General features: G+C 37.7%; 17 protein-coding genes and 2 pseudogenes. 14 read left to right on the plus strand and 5 right to left on the minus strand.

Going from position 1 to position 17,542, the window contains the following annotated elements:
* Window positions 1–10: 10 nt before the first annotated feature.
* Complete coding sequence (gene atpD / locus Q5W13_RS01385; protein ID WP_304445117.1) at window positions 11–1,480, minus strand: F0F1 ATP synthase subunit beta; 1,470 nt, start codon at window positions 1,478–1,480, stop codon at window positions 11–13.
* Window positions 1,481–1,655: 175 nt separating this feature from the next.
* Here atpD and ppsA point away from each other — a divergent pair, with 175 nt between their 5' ends.
* The 7 genes from ppsA to glk are packed head-to-tail and all read left to right on the plus strand — an operon-like array spanning window position 1,656 to window position 8,899.
* Window positions 1,656–3,161 (plus strand): phosphoenolpyruvate synthase, encoded by a 1,506-nt coding sequence (gene ppsA / locus Q5W13_RS25680; RefSeq protein WP_438364170.1) that lies wholly within the window; start codon window positions 1,656–1,658, stop codon window positions 3,159–3,161.
* Between the two features lie 19 nt (window positions 3,162–3,180).
* Entirely contained in the window at window positions 3,181–4,065 is an 885-nt protein-coding gene (locus tag Q5W13_RS25685; protein WP_438364171.1) for a putative PEP-binding protein, read from the plus strand.
* Window positions 4,066–4,085: 20 nt separating this feature from the next.
* Complete coding sequence (locus Q5W13_RS01395; RefSeq protein ID WP_304445118.1) at window positions 4,086–5,075, plus strand: 2-hydroxyacid dehydrogenase; 990 nt, start codon at window positions 4,086–4,088, stop codon at window positions 5,073–5,075.
* 7 nt (window positions 5,076–5,082) lie between these two features.
* Entirely contained in the window at window positions 5,083–5,772 is a 690-nt protein-coding gene (locus tag Q5W13_RS01400) for a 2,3-bisphosphoglycerate-dependent phosphoglycerate mutase (RefSeq protein WP_304445119.1), read from the plus strand.
* A 30-nt stretch (window positions 5,773–5,802) separates the two neighbouring features.
* On the plus strand, window positions 5,803–6,756 hold the full coding sequence (locus Q5W13_RS01405) for a 1-phosphofructokinase family hexose kinase (protein ID WP_304445120.1): 954 nt from the start codon (window positions 5,803–5,805) through the stop codon (window positions 6,754–6,756).
* Window positions 6,757–6,766: 10 nt separating this feature from the next.
* The gene (locus Q5W13_RS01410) at window positions 6,767–7,813 is read left to right on the plus strand and encodes a class I fructose-bisphosphate aldolase (RefSeq protein ID WP_304445121.1); all 1,047 of its coding nucleotides are present in this window, start codon (window positions 6,767–6,769) and stop codon (window positions 7,811–7,813) included.
* Between the two features lie 12 nt (window positions 7,814–7,825).
* Window positions 7,826–8,899 carry a glucokinase gene (gene glk, locus Q5W13_RS01415; protein WP_304445122.1) on the plus strand — a complete coding sequence of 358 codons (1,074 nt, stop codon included), beginning with the start codon at window positions 7,826–7,828 and terminating at the stop codon, window positions 8,897–8,899.
* 105 nt (window positions 8,900–9,004) lie between these two features.
* Here glk and Q5W13_RS01420 read toward each other — a convergent pair whose 3' ends face one another.
* The 4 genes from Q5W13_RS01420 to Q5W13_RS01435 form a co-directional block, all read right to left on the minus strand.
* Complete coding sequence (locus Q5W13_RS01420) at window positions 9,005–9,436, minus strand: hypothetical protein (RefSeq protein ID WP_304445123.1); 432 nt, start codon at window positions 9,434–9,436, stop codon at window positions 9,005–9,007.
* A 49-nt stretch (window positions 9,437–9,485) separates the two neighbouring features.
* Window positions 9,486–9,662, minus strand: coding sequence for a hypothetical protein (locus Q5W13_RS01425; RefSeq protein ID WP_304445124.1), 177 nt, complete (start codon window positions 9,660–9,662; stop codon window positions 9,486–9,488).
* Window positions 9,663–9,741: 79 nt separating this feature from the next.
* A complete protein-coding gene (locus tag Q5W13_RS01430; protein WP_304445125.1) occupies window positions 9,742–10,272 on the minus strand; it encodes a universal stress protein in 531 nt (176 codons plus the stop codon).
* Window positions 10,273–10,409: 137 nt separating this feature from the next.
* The gene (locus Q5W13_RS01435; RefSeq protein WP_304445126.1) at window positions 10,410–11,069 is read right to left on the minus strand and encodes a WG repeat-containing protein; all 660 of its coding nucleotides are present in this window, start codon (window positions 11,067–11,069) and stop codon (window positions 10,410–10,412) included.
* A gap of 309 nt (window positions 11,070–11,378) precedes the next feature.
* Between Q5W13_RS01435 and Q5W13_RS01440 the strand changes: the two genes are divergently transcribed.
* The 7 genes and pseudogenes from Q5W13_RS01440 to Q5W13_RS01465 all read left to right on the plus strand — a co-directional run bounded on the left by Q5W13_RS01440 (window position 11,379) and on the right by Q5W13_RS01465 (window position 17,360).
* Window positions 11,379–11,726 carry a carboxymuconolactone decarboxylase family protein gene (locus Q5W13_RS01440; RefSeq protein WP_155597189.1) on the plus strand — a complete coding sequence of 116 codons (348 nt, stop codon included), beginning with the start codon at window positions 11,379–11,381 and terminating at the stop codon, window positions 11,724–11,726.
* Window position 11,727: 1 nt separating this feature from the next.
* The gene (locus tag Q5W13_RS01445; RefSeq protein WP_438364172.1) at window positions 11,728–13,092 is read left to right on the plus strand and encodes an ATP-dependent metallopeptidase FtsH/Yme1/Tma family protein; all 1,365 of its coding nucleotides are present in this window, start codon (window positions 11,728–11,730) and stop codon (window positions 13,090–13,092) included.
* Window positions 13,038–13,709, plus strand: coding sequence for an ATP-dependent metallopeptidase FtsH/Yme1/Tma family protein (locus Q5W13_RS25690; protein WP_438364173.1), 672 nt, complete (start codon window positions 13,038–13,040; stop codon window positions 13,707–13,709). The genes Q5W13_RS01445 and Q5W13_RS25690 overlap by 55 nt, the downstream gene beginning before the upstream one ends.
* Before the next feature lie 271 nt (window positions 13,710–13,980).
* Window positions 13,981–14,367, plus strand: a complete 387-nt coding sequence (locus Q5W13_RS01450; RefSeq protein WP_304445127.1) for a hypothetical protein — start codon at window positions 13,981–13,983, stop codon at window positions 14,365–14,367.
* A 273-nt stretch (window positions 14,368–14,640) separates the two neighbouring features.
* A pseudogene (locus tag Q5W13_RS01455) lies at window positions 14,641–15,431 on the plus strand (ABC1 kinase family protein).
* A 47-nt stretch (window positions 15,432–15,478) separates the two neighbouring features.
* Window positions 15,479–16,063, plus strand: a complete 585-nt coding sequence (locus tag Q5W13_RS01460) for a hypothetical protein (RefSeq protein WP_497582342.1) — start codon at window positions 15,479–15,481, stop codon at window positions 16,061–16,063.
* Between the two features lie 89 nt (window positions 16,064–16,152).
* Window positions 16,153–17,360 (plus strand): annotated as a pseudogene (locus Q5W13_RS01465) (MgtC/SapB family protein).
* Window positions 17,361–17,542 lie beyond the last annotated feature (182 nt).

The following is a 17,542-nucleotide window of genomic DNA, read 5'->3' on the forward strand; positions in this document are numbered from 1 at the left end:
AGTTCTAGATCTATACTTTAGCGGTAACATTTGTTTTCTCCTCATCCGGTTTCTTTTCCGCTTTCTTAGGTTCTTTTTTAGCCTTTTCTATAGCTTCATTAATAGTACCCACCATATAAAAAGCACTCTCCGGTAAATCTTTAAATTCATCCTTAAGAATACGTTCGCAACCATCAAGGGCATCTTCTAATTTCACTCCTTTTCCTTTGAGTCCGCTAAACTGTTCCGTTGTAAAGAAGGGTTGTGTAAAGAACCTTTCTAAACGCCTTGCTCGGTTTACAGTAGCACGATCCGTTACAGAAAGTTGCTCCAAACCCAACATGGCAATGATGTCCTTTAGCTCTTCATATTGGGCCAATGTTTGTTTTATTTGCTGTAGAAGGTGGTAGTGACGTTCACCAATAACAGTTGGTGTTGCCATTTTGGAGCTGGACTGCAATAAATCTATTGCAGGAAAAAGCCCTTCACCTGCTCTTTTTCTTGATAAGGTAATTGACGCCGAAAGGTGAGAAAATGTATGTACCGCAGCAGGATCCGTAAGGTCATCCGCAGGAACATAAACTGCCTGTATACTGGTGATGGCCCCCGTATTGGTATTCGCAATACGTTCTTCAAATTTGGAAAGCTCGGTACCCAAAGTTGGTTGGTAGCCCAATCTTGACGGCATTTGCCCCATAAGACCGGAAACTTCCATTCCTGCTTGAATAAAACGAAACACATTATCTACAAGTAACAGCACATCACGATGTTCGTCATCCCTAAAATATTCAGCCATAGTTAAAGCCGCATGACCTACCCTAAAACGGGCTCCAGGGGGTTCGTTCATCTGCCCGAACATCATCACCATATCTTTTAAAACATCGGCCTTTTTCATATCATGGTACAGTTCATGCCCTTCTCTGCAGCGTTCACCAATACCACAAAACATACTTATACCTTGGTGATACCCTACCATATTATGTATCATCTCGGTTAGTAACACGGTTTTACCAACACCGGCACCACCAAACAAACCTGCGTTACCGCCATGTTGTAAAGGCACCATTACATCAATCGCTTTTATTCCTGTTTCAAAAATTTCAGATTTTGTAGACCGTTTTGATAACGGTGGTGGCAATTGGTGTACACTTTTACGGGGTAATTTTGGTAAAGCTTCTCCGTGATCAATGGTATTTCCAAAAACATCGAACATGCGGCCCATAATCTCCTTGCCTATTGGAACGGATAACTGTCCGCCATCTGTTTCCGCTCTCATTCCCCTTGCCAAACCTTGCGTTGGGGTTAAGGCTATACCTCTAATTCTATGGTCATCTAATTGTGACAACACCTCAATAGCAATGGCATTATCAGGCCCTGTGTGTATTAAAGTATTTATAGAGGGTAAATCCTTATCGAACCAAATATCTACAACACTTCCAAGCACGGCAACTACTTTACCTACTATTGATTTACTGATGTTATTTTTTGAGACTGTTACCATAATTCTCTGGTGTATATGAAACAGTAAAAGTATGATCCAAAACTGCTACTTGCCATGACCTAGGTCATGACGCATTTTTTTTCCTCCATGACCTAGGTCATTTTCATTGGCAAGGAAACATCGGAGATTCGTAGTCTATAATCTTGGCCGGAGACGACCTTTAAAATATATAGCGATGAAAAATTACATACGTCACTTTAGTGAAATTGACATTAACGATGTACCAACTGTAGGAGGTAAAAATGCCTCTCTCGGAGAAATGTTTCAAAAGCTAACCTCTAAAGGAGTCCAGATTCCTGATGGCTTTGCTACTACAGCAGAAGCGTATTGGCACTTTCTGCAAGAAGTACACATTCAGGAAGAGATTTTTGGTCTTTTAGCAAAGTTGAATACTACAGATTTTTCGAACTTAAAGGAGATTGGTGCTAGCGTAAGGAAAGCTATTTTAGATACAGAACTTCCAAAAGATCTTAAAGATGCTATTGAAGAAGGATACGACGCCCTATCTAAAAAATATAAAGGTGATATTTCGTTAGCGGTAAGAAGTAGCGCTACCGCAGAAGATTTACCCACGGCGAGTTTTGCGGGCCAACAAGACAGTTATTTAAACGTAAAAGGAATAGATGAGCTTGTTGATGCTTGTAAAAGATGTTACGCATCACTATTTAATGACCGTGCAATAAAATACAGAGAAGATAACAACTTTGACCATACTAAAGTAGCGTTATCCATTGGTATACAAATGATGGTACGTTCAGATTTGGCTGCTTCCGGAGTAAACTTCACTTTAGATCCAGACACTGGTTTTGACCAAGTGGTAATGGTTTCCAGCATATATGGTTTGGGCGAAAATATTGTACAGGGCAGCATTAACCCAGATGATTATTTTGTTTTTAAACCCAGCTTAAAGAATGGTATTGAACAACCTATTGTATCTAGACGTTTGGGGAGCAAAGAAAAAACCATGGTCTATGATACATCTGGTAGTGGTACTATAAATCTTGATACTCCTATGGAGAAACAAGAACAATATGTACTTACTGATGCCGAAGTAGTAAAACTAGCGCAGTGGTCATTAATTATTGAAGATCACTACAAACGTCCTATGGATATTGAATGGGCAAAAGACGGACAAACAAATGAGCTTTTCATAGTCCAAGCTAGACCGGAAACTGTTCAGAGTGCGAAAACGAATAAACTAAAAATCAACACTTATACCTTACTTAAAAAAGGTAAAGAGCTTACTCACGGAATGGGCTTGGGTAACAAAATAGCATCGGGTAAAGCCCGCATATTACTTAGCCCAGCAGAATCTGATAAACTTCAAAGAGGTGAAATATTGGTTACCGAACGTACCAATCCCGATTGGGATCCGATTCTTAAAAAAGCAGCGGGTATTGTTACAAATCAAGGTGGGCGAACCAGCCATGCGGCTATTGTTGCCCGTGAAGTTGGTGCTGCCGCAATAGTAGGAAGTAACAATGCTACAGAAGTGATTAAAGACGGACAAGAAATTACCATTTCTTGCGCAGAAGGCGATACAGGTGTCGTTTATGATGGTCTTTTAGAATGGAACGAAACCGAAGTGGACCTAACTACCTTAGGAAAGCCAAAAACGCAACCTATGCTTATTTTGGCAGATCCAGACCAAGGCATTCAAATTTTCGTTTTATCCTTCTGAAGGAGTTGGATTGATGCGTATGGAGTTCGTTATCAACAACTCTATTCAAATTCACCCTATGGCCTTAAAACATTTTGATACGTTGAAAGATCAAGCGGTTAAAGATAAAATTCAGAAACTAACACACCACTACCCAGACAAGTCAGATTATTTTGTACACAAACTTGCCGAAGGTATTGGAACAATAGCTGCAGCCTTTTATCCAAAAGATGTCATTGTTCGTACCAGTGATTTTAAAACCAACGAATATGCCAGCTTAATTGGTGGCTCAGAGTTTGAGCCTGTTGAGTCAAATCCAATGTTAGGTTTTAGGGGCGCTTCTAGATATTACAATCCTAAGTACCAAGATGCTTTTGAACTAGAATGTAAAGCACTAAAAAGAGTACGGGAAACTATGGGGTTGACCAACGTAAAAATTATGATTCCATTCTGCCGTACACTAAAAGAAGCTGCAAAAATAGTAGCCGTTTTAGAGAAAAACGGTTTGAAAAGAGGTGAAAATGGACTTCAGATTTACATGATGACAGAGATACCTAACAACATCATCTTAGCAGAACAATTTGCTGAGTTCTTTGATGGATTTTCAATTGGTTCAAACGATTTGACACAATTGACCTTAGGTGTAGACAGAGATTCTGAATTGTTGAGTGACATCTTTGACATCAACGATATAGGAGTTAAAAAAATGATTGCCATGGTTATTCAATCTGCTCGTAAGACCAACACCAAAATTGGACTTTGCGGTCAGGCACCAAGTGATTTTCCCGAGTTTGCACAGTTCCTTGTAGAACAAGGCATTAACTCCGTATCCTTTAATCCTGATGCATTGATTTCAGGTATTAAAAACATTAATAAGGCTGAGAAAAGCAAGACTGCATACGGAATGGCAGAAAGCAGCAACTAATATCTCTTTAGAATTCTAAAATGAAAATAGCAATATTCAACGTCCATAATTGGGAAAAAGACTATTTACAAAATGCAAGTAATGGCAAGCACACTTTAAAAATGTTTGATACCTATCTGACTTTAAATACGGTTGATTTAGCTAAAGATTGTGATGCCATATGCATTTTTACAGAAGACAATGCATCTGCACCCATCTTAGATAGGTTGCATGAACTTGGTATTAAATATGTAGCCCTACGTTCGGCCGGTTTTAATAACATAGATGTGCCGCATGCAAAAAAATTGGGTATTCGCATGGCGCGGGTACCTGAATATTCTCCCTACGCCATTGCCGAATTTACGGTAGGTGTTATGCTTGCCCTTAACCGAAAATTAGTCAGAACCCACTACCGGATTATGGAAATGAATTTTTCATTAAACGGGCTGGTTGGTTTTGATATGAATGGCAAAACGGTGGGCATTATAGGCACGGGGAAAATTGGCCGCGTAGTGGCTAAGATTTTACACGGATTTGGTTGTAAACTATTGCTTTATGACATTTTTGAAGATAAATCTTTGGTAGAAAAATATGATGCTACTTACACAGATTTAGATTCTTTGTGCAAGCAGTCTGATATCATTACCCTCCATGCTCCTCTAAATGCAGAAACACATCACCTTATTGATGAGGCTAGAATTGCGGATATGAAAAAAGGCGTGATGCTTATTAATGCTGGCCGTGGCGGATTGGTAAAAACCCAAGATGTTATAAACGGACTTAAATCAGGTCAAATAGGCTATTTCGGGATGGATGTGTATGAAGAGGAAAAAGGACTCTATTTTGAAGATCATTCCGAAGATATTCTTCAAGATGATTCCATGGCGCGATTAATGACCCTTAGAAATGTATTGATAAGTAGTCACCAAGCATTTTTGACCGATACAGCCCTAAACAATATTTCACGAATAACCTTTGATAATCTGGAATGTATGGAAAAAGGAGATTCTTGTATTAACGAGATAAAATAAGCCTAGCATGGGAAAATTAATATTGGTCAGGCACGGTAAAAGTCTATGGAACGTAAAAAATGTTTTTACAGGATGGACGGATGTTGACTTGGCACCGGAAGGAATGGAAGAGGCAAAAAAAGCTGGGGAACTTATCAAATCAAATCTTATTGATATTGATATTTGTTTCTCTTCTTATCTAAAAAGAGCCATCCGTACCGCATGGATTCTATTGGAAACAGCAGAAATGATGCATGTAGACACCAAGTATAGCTGGAAGCTAAATGAAAGGCATTATGGAGATTGGCAAGGAAAGAACAAAGATGAAGTTCTAGAAGAAGTAGGAGAAGAATTCTTTTTAAGGGTGCGCAGAGGCTATGCCACTCCCCCTCCCAGTCTTTCTATAAACGATAAACGAAATCCAAAATTCGATTCTAATTATAAAGCTTTGGATGCATCTGTATTACCATTGGCAGAATCGCTTAAGGATACTTCAAAAAGAGTAGTCAATTACTTTTTTGAAGCTATTGCTCCAGAATTGGCCAAGAGCAAAACCGTATTGATATCCGCACACGGAAATTCATTGCGCGCTCTTATAGAATATCTAGAGCATATATCATCCGAAGAAATTGCAAAAGTTGAAGTAGCTACGGGTGTTCCACACTTGTATGAGTTTGATGGTAAGCTGAATGTTGTAGAACATTACCAATTAAAATAAGACAAAAAAACGAGTTTAAAACTTATTAAAATGGCACGTATAATTACACTCACCGTAAACCCCGCTATTGATAAGAGTACTACCGTAGCGGGAATTGGCCCTAATACAAAATTACGTTGTACCCAACCTACATTTGATGCGGGCGGTGGTGGAATAAATGTATCACGAGCTATAAAAAAGTTAGGCGGCACATCTCTTTGTAGCTACTTTGCTGGTGGTCCTTCAGGAGCTTATTTGAAACAACTTTTAGATGAAAAAGATATAGAACAATCTATAACCCCGATTAAGGGGTTTACACGTGAAAACCTTGCGGTAACGGATACTAGCACCAATCAACAATACAGATTTGGAATGCCGGGTCCACCAATACAGGAAGCAGAATGGCAAAATGCCTTAAAGCAATTGGAACTGCAGCTCAATAAGGGAGATTATTTAGTTGCAAGTGGAAAGTTACCTCCCAACGTACCAGATGATTTTTACGTAAAAATAAGCCGTATAGCAGAAAATAAAGAAGCCCTTTTTATTCTTGATACTTCTGGTGAGGCACTTATAAAAGCAGCAAAATCCCGTGTTTATATGCTCAAACCCAACTTGGCAGAATTAGGCGCGTTATGTGGGGTTACCTCTATTACAGACTTAAACCTGAAATCATTGGCACAAGAATTTTTAGAAAATAATGATTGCCAAATTCTTGTCGTCTCCCTAGGGCCAAAAGGGGCCTTACTGGTTACCAAAAATGAAATGGTACAAGTACCAGCTCCCGTGGTTCACCAAAAAAGTACTATCGGCGCAGGAGACAGTATGGTTGCCGGAATGGTCATGAGCCTTATATGGGGCAAACCTTTAGTTGACATGGTACAATATGGTGTAGCTTGCGGAACAGCTGCCACAATGCATCATGGAACACAATTATGTATTAAAGAAGATGCGGATAAGCTGTATGAATGGATAAAACAGCAAACCCCCATTTTAGAAACAAATTAAAATACGAGTGATGGAAATTGAAAAATATTTAAAAGAAGAAACCTTCTACCTGCTAGATCACGAATGTATTACTATTCCTAAAGATAAAATCCACCTTCCAGGCCCTGATTTTAATGATAGGATTATGGCATCATCAGATAGATCTAACCAAGTTTTAGGAAGTTTACAGCAACTATTTGATCACGGAAGACTAGGTGGCACAGGCCATCTTTCCCTATTGCCGGTAGATCAAGGTGTAGAACATTCCGCAGGTACCAGTTTTGCGCCGAATCCTGAGTATTTTGACCCAGAAAACATTGTGAAATTAGCCATTGAAGGAGGGTGTAATGCAGTAGCTTCCACATTAGGTGTACTAGGAGCAGTATCCAGAAAATACGCTCATAAAATTCCTTTTCTGGTTAAATTGAACCATAATGAGTTGCTTACGTATCCAAATACTTTTGATCAAATTTATTTTGCACAAGTAGAACAGGCTTGGAATATGGGTGCCATAGCCGTAGGAGCTACTATTTATTTTGGCTCTCCAGAATCAGATAGACAAATACAAGAAACCAGCAAAGCATTTAAGCGCGCACATGAATTGGGCATGGCCACAGTTCTATGGTGTTACCTACGTAATGACGCCTTTAAAAAGGATAAGGACTATTCCGTTAGTGCTGATTTAACCGGGCAGGCCAATCACCTTGGTGTAACGATTGAGGCCGATATCATCAAACAAAAACAGCCAAGTAATAATGGTGGTTTTAATGCTTTGAAAAATTTCGGAAAAACTAGTGACCTTGTCTATAGTAAACTAACAACAGACCACCCTATTGACCTGACCAGATACCAAGTTGCGAATTGCTACATGGGGAGAGCTGGACTTATTAATTCCGGTGGTGCTTCAGGTGATGATGATTTTGCAGCCGCTGCACGTACTGCGGTAATTAACAAAAGAGCTGGTGGTATGGGATTGATTTCTGGCAGAAAAGCTTTCCAGAGACCTATGAAAGAAGGTGTTAAACTATTAAATCTTATACAAAATATCTACTTAGACCCAGCAATTACGATAGCTTAAAAATATACGATTATGGAAATGACGGAAAAACTTTCTTTGCCCTTAGCTCATAAATCTTTGATTCCTTTGGCAGTTGGTTCTAAAACGAGTTTAGGTCATACAAATGGAAATGTGTTAGCAGGTGATATAGGAGGAACTAAAACGAATCTCGCTCTTTACGAATTCAAAGATGGTCACCTTTTTCTAGTCAAACAAAAATCATATAGAACAAAGAACCATTCCTCTTTACTAGAAATCATAGACGATTTTGAAATAGAAGAAATGGCTAAGATAGATAGTATATGTTTTGGTGTAGCCGGTCCCATAACCAAAGGAAAGGTGCACGGCACCAATTTCCCTTGGAGAATTGATACCAAAAAGCTCATCAAAGCACTTCATCTTAAATCCATTTTTTTAATAAATGACATGCAGGCCAACGCCTATGGGCTGGCAGCACTAGAGGAAAAGGATTTATATCATTTAAAATATGGTTCAAAAATAGAAGGTAATGCTGTTATTATTTCTCCAGGAACTGGTTTAGGGGAAGCCGGCCTATTTTGGGACGGCTCTGCATACCATCCTTTTGCCACAGAAGGAGGCCATTGCGATTTTAGTCCGAGAAACGATTTTGACCTTGAAATATGGAAATATTTTCAGCAGAAATATGGCCATGTAAGTTGGGAGCGTTTGCTATCAGGACAAGGTATACGTGATACCTATCAACTGATACGTAATGTTAGTGGTGAAAAAGAAACCGATGCTTTTAAAGCAAAAATGGCCAAAGAAGATCCGGCTGCCGTTATCACCAAAACGGCTTTGGAAGGTTCTGATGTAGTCTGCAGGGAAACCTTAGATCTTTTTGTTCGATTTTTAGCAATAGAAACTTCTCAACTTGCCTTAAAATTTAAGGCTACCGGAGGTATTTATATTGGTGGAGGAATTATGCCCAAGATTATAAAAGGAATGAATAGAGAAGTATTTACAGATAATTTTATGCAGTCTGGACGCATGAACTCTCTTTTACAAATGGTTCCCGTAGATGTTATTCTTAATGATAATACAGCTTTGATGGGAGCGGCATATTATGCTGCAATGAATCTTGAGTAAAGTTCAACCTATTTGAAGTAAAAGACAACAGGTCTTGAATCATAATGACTCAAGACCTGTTGTCTTTTTAGAAATTCTAAGACCTTTCTTCACTTAATTCGTGGGCTACATCTTATCGACTTCTACATCCATTTCTATGACTTTGAACAATTCTCTTCTATTTCTTCTGGTGTTCTTGATAAATTTAGCCACTTCTTCTTCAAGCTCATTATGCTCAACCCTAAACCCTTTATAATTTTGTTTCTCAGGGTCATCAATTATCGCTGCTATATGCGATAAATGTTTGCCAACTCGTTCTAACAACTCGTCACAATCTCTTGAATCCTTAAGGATACTTTCACCAGCTCTTCTTATATTATCTAAATCTGCTTGTGCCTTAATCCACAAGAAATATTTGTCCTCTAAGTGTCTTAAAAACTTAAGGTCATCCTTATAAAACAAAAGATCTGATTTCCAATGTTCCGTTAAAACATATAGTTCTTGCCAATCACCGTTTTCAATAAAATCACCTTTGGGCCTAATTCTAAAATTTTCCATGTCTTATATTATTTTAAAAAATAACAGTTTTGATCTTTTCTTGTTCTTGTTATTCTAAAACAAGAATGGGCACTTTAGAGTTTAGAATCAACATCTGCGTTAATTCCCCTTCAGTAGGCTCACTGCGCATGGTTTGATTTCTAGGAAGGATGGCTACAACATCAATATCATTCTTTATTGCGTAGGTATTTATCCCGTCTATAACATCATTGTTTTTAATGAACACACGTTCTTTATAAAATGTTTCAAGATAATATTCTATAGCACTTTCATTCTTCTCTTCTTCCTTACTATAACCATAAATACTAAGGCTGGTTTTCTATAGTCAATACGTGTACTTTGGCATTACATTTACGAGCTATCATTAGAAGTGTTCCTAATTTTTTGGTGTCATCAATCTCTTCCCTACCAATAACCAACGCAATATTGGATAGTCTATAATCTTGACAATCCCGAGGAATAACCAAAACTGGACATTTACCTTTTAAAACTAGGTGCGCGGTATTTGTATGTTCCTTAATTTCTTTTTTGTCTTCACCTGATGTTCCCATTATGATAAGGTCTATCTTATCTCTCTTCCGGATTTTCATTAAGGTCTCAATAAGTTTTCCGTCTTGAATTTCCCACTCCAATTTATTCTTAAGAATGCCTCTATATTCTTTCTCCAGCCTTTCAAAATTTTCTGGTAATAATTCAAGATTGCAGTTTCCAGAAACATAGGCTAATACAATTTTAATATCGTCCAGTCTACCAACGAAACCTGCAGCATACTCCAATGCTTTTTTTGATGCCTTCGTAAAATCGAAGGGAATGAGTATTGTTCTAATTTTGTCCATGTTGTGTTTCTTTAGGTATAACTTTCGTAAGCCATACACTCAAATTTAGTATTAGATTATAAGAAAACACATGACTTTGGTCATGTGCGAATACGTAACACATGTGACCAAAGCATGCTAGTTAATCAATCTACTTTTTAGTCTTGAAGTTTAGGCTTAACAATTTTCCAGGTATTAGATTTGTCTTTAACCGCTAACAAATCTTTTGAAATCATTTTAGCTTGCAATTCAGGTAATTTAAATAGCTTCTTAGACATTACAATGTTCTGTCTTTCTTGTATGGGCCATAACATTTCACCTTTCTCGTTCACCACTACCTCGGTAAATTCGTAGTCGTAAATTTTTAATTGAAATGGATTCTTTCCGCGTAATTCTTTGCTTTCGTAAATACCTACGGCATGACCATTACTAAACTGGCTTACATTTAAAAATACTGGTTCTACTACCACATTACCTTTTTTATCCATAAATCCATAACGGGCAATACCATCTTCTTTAACTGTTTTTATGGCACAAAGGCCATCCTTAAACTTAGGCGAACCAATACCTTCTATACCAAAATTCTCAGTATTGGGAGTTTTGTTCCAAACCACATCTCCTCTAAATCCAATAACCAACTGACCGTCTTCATCAATAAAACCCCATTGGCTTCCTTTTTTAACTGCTGCTAAACCTTCACTAAAAGGCTCAATCTGATCAAGTTCGCCAACTATAGGTTTATTGATGTCCTCTACTGACTGCGAAATACCCAAAATAGGTATTGACAGTAAAAACGAAATAATAAATAAGCGTTTCATCTCTAAATGTTTTTGTGTTCACTCAAAGGTATAGGGGTCTTATTCAATTTTAAATGACCTACGTCAGTTGCCTATTATTTTTAAACGCATCAAAAGAAATCTTTCAAAATACTTCTCCGGTACTTCAGTCTAAATTTATAGGTATGGGAACAGCCTCATCCCCCTACTTTCCTCCAAAACCTATAATTTCCTAGAGGCTACTGATTTAAATCATATTTAAACTTGAGGATTTAAAATAGCTTTGAACTGGTTTTGATTATACTAGAAAAAATCATTTCTAAAACCATATAAATTCTAAAATACTTTGTCATGATAAAAGATTATGGAAAACACTACAACGACCTCACAAGATTAATAAAGGAATTAGGGACTAATATACCCGACACTATAAGTGGCTTCAATAGTTTACACAAGGCCAGTACTGCAGAAGGTGTACTTTCTACCCAAACCAAGGAACTTATTGCTCTGGGTATTGCCATTACAGTTCGCTGCGACGGTTGTATTGCCTTTCATGTGCACGATGCCATTGAAGCAGGCGCTAGTTCCGAAGAAATAATAGAAACCATAGGCGTGGCTGTGATGATGGGTGGAGGTCCCGCTCTCATGTACGGTTGTGAAGCTTTGGAAGCATTGAACCAATTTGTGGTACTCCAATAATATGAAACAGCAACCAAACAAAAAAGACACCGGTACGCCGGAGGATAAAAATAAAAAATCGCCATTTAGTGGGTTCAATTCTAATTGGATCCTCATTCTGGTTTTTGGAGCTTTTGCTTTGTTCACATTTATCTCTAGCCCCGTTTCCGCTACAAAAGAAATAAGTTGGACGTTTCTTCAAGATTCACTTTTAGTAAAACGTGAAGTTTCAAAAATAATAGTGGTCAATAAGGAGTTTGCAGAATTCTATATTAAAAAAGACACTGCTGCAAATAAGGCTTCAAAAGATGCAACCAAGAGTTTGTTTGGTAGTATTGAAGCTCCAAAATACAAAATGACCATTGGCTCTGTTGAGAATTTTGAAAATAAGTTAGAACAAGCGCAAAGTTCTTTTTCGTCTACAAATAAAATTGATGTTCAGTATCAAAACCGTACAAGTTGGGGTTCTACCCTATCGTGGATTTTGCCACTAGTTGTACTTATGGCATTCTGGTTTTTTATGCTGAAGCGAATGGGAAATGGCGGCGGCATGGGAAGTTCTATGATGAACATAGGAAAGTCCACCGCTAAATTAGCGACAAAGGATACCAAAAGCTCTGTAACTTTTAAGGATGTAGCAGGTTTAAAAGAGGCCAAAATTGAAGTCATGGAAGTCGTAGATTTTTTAAAGAATCCTGAGATGTATACGGAGTTGGGAGCAAAAATCCCAAAAGGCGTTTTGCTCATAGGACCTCCTGGTACAGGGAAAACTCTGATAGCAAAAGCCGTAGCCGGAGAAGCCCAAGTTCCTTTCTTTTCTATGTCCGGTTCTGAATTTGTTGAAATGTTCGTTGGCGTTGGTGCATCTAGGGTGCGTGATTTATTTAAACGTGCAAAAGAAAAAACACCCAGTATTATTTTTATTGATGAAATTGATGCCGTAGGCCGTTCCCGTGGTAAAGGCGGTGGTTTTCAGTCTAATGATGAGCGTGAAAATACATTGAACCAATTACTTACCGAACTAGATGGTTTTGGTCCCAATACTGGCGTAATTGTATTGGCTGCAACCAACCGCCCAGATGTGCTAGATAAAGCCTTATTGAGACCCGGTAGGTTTGACCGGCATATATATCTAGAACTACCTACCAAGGATGAGCGCGAAGAAATATTCAAAGTTCACCTTAGACCACTTAAACTTGCGGGAGATGTAAAACCAATGGATTTAGCCAAGTTAAGTCCTGGATTTTCAGGAGCGGACATTGCCAATATCTGTAACGAAGCTGCACTTATTGCCGCTCGTAAAAAAAGAAAAAAGTACATTCTCATGATTTTATGGATGCTAGGGACCGTGTTGTTGGAGGAATGGAACGAAAAAGTAAAATTATAGCCCCAAAAGAAAAAGAAACCGTAGCACATCATGAGGCAGGTCATGCCGTTGTAAGTTGGTACCTGAAGAATGTAGATGCTCTGGTTAAAGTCTCTATTATTCCACGAGGAAAATCTTTGGGTGCCGCATGGTATTTGCCAGAAGAAAGACAAATTGTTACCAAAGCCCAATTTATAGATCAGATGTGCGCCTCATTGGGCGGACGGGCTGCTGAAGACATTGTTTTTAACGAGATTTCTTCAGGAGCTTTAGATGATCTTGAAAAAGCAACAAAACAAGCCTATGCCATGGTATCTTACTACGGACTTGACAAAAAAATAGGCCCCATGAGTTTTTATGATTCATCTGGACAAAATGATCGTCTGGTGGGAAAACCTTATAGTGAATCTATGGCCAAGCTTATAGATCAGGAAGCTCAATCTTTAATTCTCAACGCCTACAAGAAAACTAAAGCCGTATTAATTGAGCACAGAGAGGAGCTGGAGAAACTAGCCCAACATTTGCTGGAGCATGAAGTAGCCGAGAAAGAGGATTTGGAAGCTATTCTTGGAAAAAGAATAGAATTTATTCCTAAAAATGCAGATGTAAATGACGATAACCAATTATCTGTCATCTAAAATAAAAAAGCCATGTTTTATCAATCTATTTGATAAAATATAATGATACGCTAGGTCATTTTTAAGAGGGTACATTATTCGTATAATGTACCCTCTGTCTTTAAAAATGATTTTCTAAACTAGATGTTCATATTTCTACATACTACATTTAAAGTTAACAATACTGGCAAAGTATGACTTGGGTCATATCTATTATGCTAGGAAATTTACACCTTTGAATATAGATTTAATTGTAAGTGAAATTCTTTATTAATAATTTTAAATACATGTTATGAAAACAGCAACAATTTACAATTCTGATTTACACTTTGAACACAAACAATGGGAATCTGAACTCGCTTTCTGGAAAGACGAATTAAAAACCTTCAATGACAGATTAGGTGAACTCCAAACTCGTTGGACAGACAAGGATGTACTTGCACAGCTAGAACATTATCAAAATGAATTTATTCTTCATGGCAATGTTATAGAAGATTTACAAGAAACGATTGAAAAGCATGAATTGAATATTTCCGAGCACAGTAATGATAAAGCTGACTCTATGGATGTTCCTATGTTTAATACACATACAGAGATACGTAAAAAAATGGAAACTCAAAGACAAATTTACGTTGATCTTAAAAAGAATTTTTTCCGGTTTCTGTCAAAATACATGTAACAAACCCATTAAATATGGCTGCATTTAAAATTCCGAAACAAAAAGAAATAAAAAAGGTACGCCACTCTATTCAACGTCCTCGCCAAATATGGTTTTGAGGACGTTTTGGTAAATAGCGGTATCACAAAGGCGATTCCAAAAAGTTACTTGAACGGACATCCCGATACCGAAAAAAACCTTTCTTTTTCAACATACGAACGTATTCGTATGGTGCTCGAAGAACTGGGGCCAAGCTATGTAAAGCTAGGCCAGATTTTCAGCAATCGGGAAGACATGCTTCCACCTGAGCTCATAAAAGAATTAGAGAAATTACAAGACCACGCTCCTAATTTAAAAAACTTTGATGTACAAAAAACTATTGAAGACGAGCTGGAAATCACCTTGTCCGATTATTTCTTGTCCGTCAATCCAGAACCTTTAGCGGCAGCATCTTTGGCCCAAGTACACCGTGCAAAATTATTGAGGGGAGAAGATGTGGTTCTTAAAATTCAGCGCCCAAATATAGAAGAAGTCATTGAGAGCGATTTGTTGATCATGAAACAAGTTGCCAGAGCATTGGAGAAATATAATACCCAAGCACAAGCTTTACAACCAGTACGCATTATAGCATCTTTTGAACAAAGTATTCGGGAAGAAATTCAGTTTTTGCGAGAGATGGATAATACCGAAAGATTCGCTCGCAATTTTGAGGGCAATGAAATGATTCATGTTCCGGTAATCTATCGTTCGCTGTCTACCAATCGTATGATCTGCATGGAGTTTATTGACGGGATAAAAGTATCCGAAGTCAATACGCTAAAAGCTGCAAGCATAAATCCAGCAGCAGTAGCTAAAGTTGGAGTTGACCTGTATATAGAACAAATTCTTGAGCATGGTTTCTTTCATGCGGATCCACACCATAAAACATTTTTGTACTTCCGGCTACGGGCCAAATCTGCTTTTTAGATTTTGGCATGATGGGTACGGTAATGCCTAATGATAAAGAAGCTCTTGGTGACCTTCTACTCTATTTCTTGAGAAAAGATGTCAAAAAAATTATTATTCTACTTGAGAAATTGCGGTAAAAACAGATATTCCCGATTACAAAAAATTAGAACAAGATTTATACGAACTGGTTTCTGGAGTAAGCGACATTTCGCTTCAAAATGTAAAAATAGGAACTATTCTCACCCAGTTTAAAACTGTGCTCTACGAGAATAGAATTGTCCTACCTCACTATTTATATATGCTGATAAGGGGACTTATTATAATAGAAGGCGTAGGTAGAAAATTAGACCCAGATTTTAATATTACGGATAATTTAGAGCCTTATACCTCTAAAATTATTCGCAGAAGATTCAGCCTAAAACGGCTATTCAAAAAGAACCTAAGTCGCTTTCAAGATATTAATGACCTTATTGACACCCTGCCCGATGACGTTAATGCCATACTTAAAAAAATAAAAGATGGTAAACTGGTAGTCATCCACGAACACAAGGGGTTAAATGAATTTCAAACGGCAATGAGTAAATCTGTGAACCGTTTGGTCTTTGCTGTAATCATAGCAGCCCTTTCCATTGGGTCTTCTATCTTGGTTATGGCAAAAATGCCCCCTCTCATTAATGGTATTCCGTTATTGGGAGCTATTGGTTTTGTACTATCGGCCGTATTGGGTTTTTACATTGTAATATCAATTTTTAAAAACAATCAATTTTAAGCAGTGACCACCAATCTAAAGACTAGATGATAAAGTTTGAAGGTATGAATGAATTTATGGACAGCTATCTTCTAGGTGTCCTCATAAGTATGGGAATAGGTCTGATCATTGGCTTGGAAAGAGAATATGACAAGTTAAAAGATCAGGGGTTTGCAGGTATCCGTACTTTTCCTATTGTTGCCATACTTGGCTTTACCTTAGAAAACCTTACCGATAAATTCTCGGTTTGGATATTAATTGTCAGTTTAGGCGCTTTCATATTTTTTTTAGCATTTAACCATATGTATCAGAAACAGGAAGAATATGGCAAGGGGCTCACCACCAACCTAGCTTTGATTGCTACGTTTGTTTTGGGTATCATGGTATCCGCAGAGTATTACAGAGATGCCGTTGCTACAGCGGTTATTATAGTAACCTTACTTTCATTGAAAACAAGGTTTCGAACGGTAATCAGCAACATTACTTCAGAAGAACTTTTTGCTTTTATTAAATTCTCTATTATATCACTTTTGATTCTCCCTTTCCTTCCCAACAAAGTCTACGGTCCTACTGCTTTACTGAATCCGTTTGAAATTGGATCTATAGTTGTAATCGTATCTTTTTTGAATTTCATAGGCTACTTCTTGGTCAAATATGTAGGCTCAAAAAGAGGCATATTATTAACGGCTATTCTGGGCGGTCTCATATCTAGCACAGCGGTTACATGGAGCTATGCCTCCCGAAGCGAAGAATCTCCCGAGCTTTCAAAAAAGTATGCCGCAGGTATCGTTATTGCATCGGCAATTATGTTTCCCAGACTTGCGCTTTTGGCCTACATCTTTAATAGTGCTATACTAAGATATTTGGCACTGCCTTTTGCCTTTTGACCATAATATGTATTGTAGTATCGTTAGTCCTCATCCAAAGAGATACTAAAAAACCAGATACCAATATTAAACTAGGAAACCCACTTAACATATTAAATGCCATAGGTTTTGGAGCAATCTATGTGGTAATCCTATTTGCCGTTTTCTACAGCAATAAGTTTTTTGGGGAAAGTGGTTTGTTTTATTCCGCCTTAATTTCTGGATTAGCAGATACGGATGCTATTACCATAAGCATGGCAAAATTTTCAATGGATTCTGAAAAACTAGAATTAGCTTCTTTGGTTATCATTGCTGCCATTTCTAGTAACATGCTCGTTAAGTTAGGCATTAGTATATTTAAGGGTTCAAAAACTACGGGAAAGCTCGTAGGCTATACTTTTGGTTCCATCATACTTATAGGCGTTATCTATATCCTTGTGAACAACGTTTAATTCTAGCCAAAAAAGCATCTACTTAAATAAATTTTCTAATCTGTCTTCAGCAAGATGGGATAGCCTTATTTTCTTCAAACTATCATATGGAAAAACAACTGAAATTTCATGTTTTTACGTGTGCATGACCTAGGTCAGTTTATCATCTCGCGCCTTCCCATAACTTTGAATACGGATTTTTC

Origin of the sequence: Zobellia laminariae, from assembly GCF_030553095.1 — a bacterium.
GTDB classification, from domain to species: Bacteria; Bacteroidota; Bacteroidia; order Flavobacteriales; family Flavobacteriaceae; genus Zobellia; species Zobellia laminariae.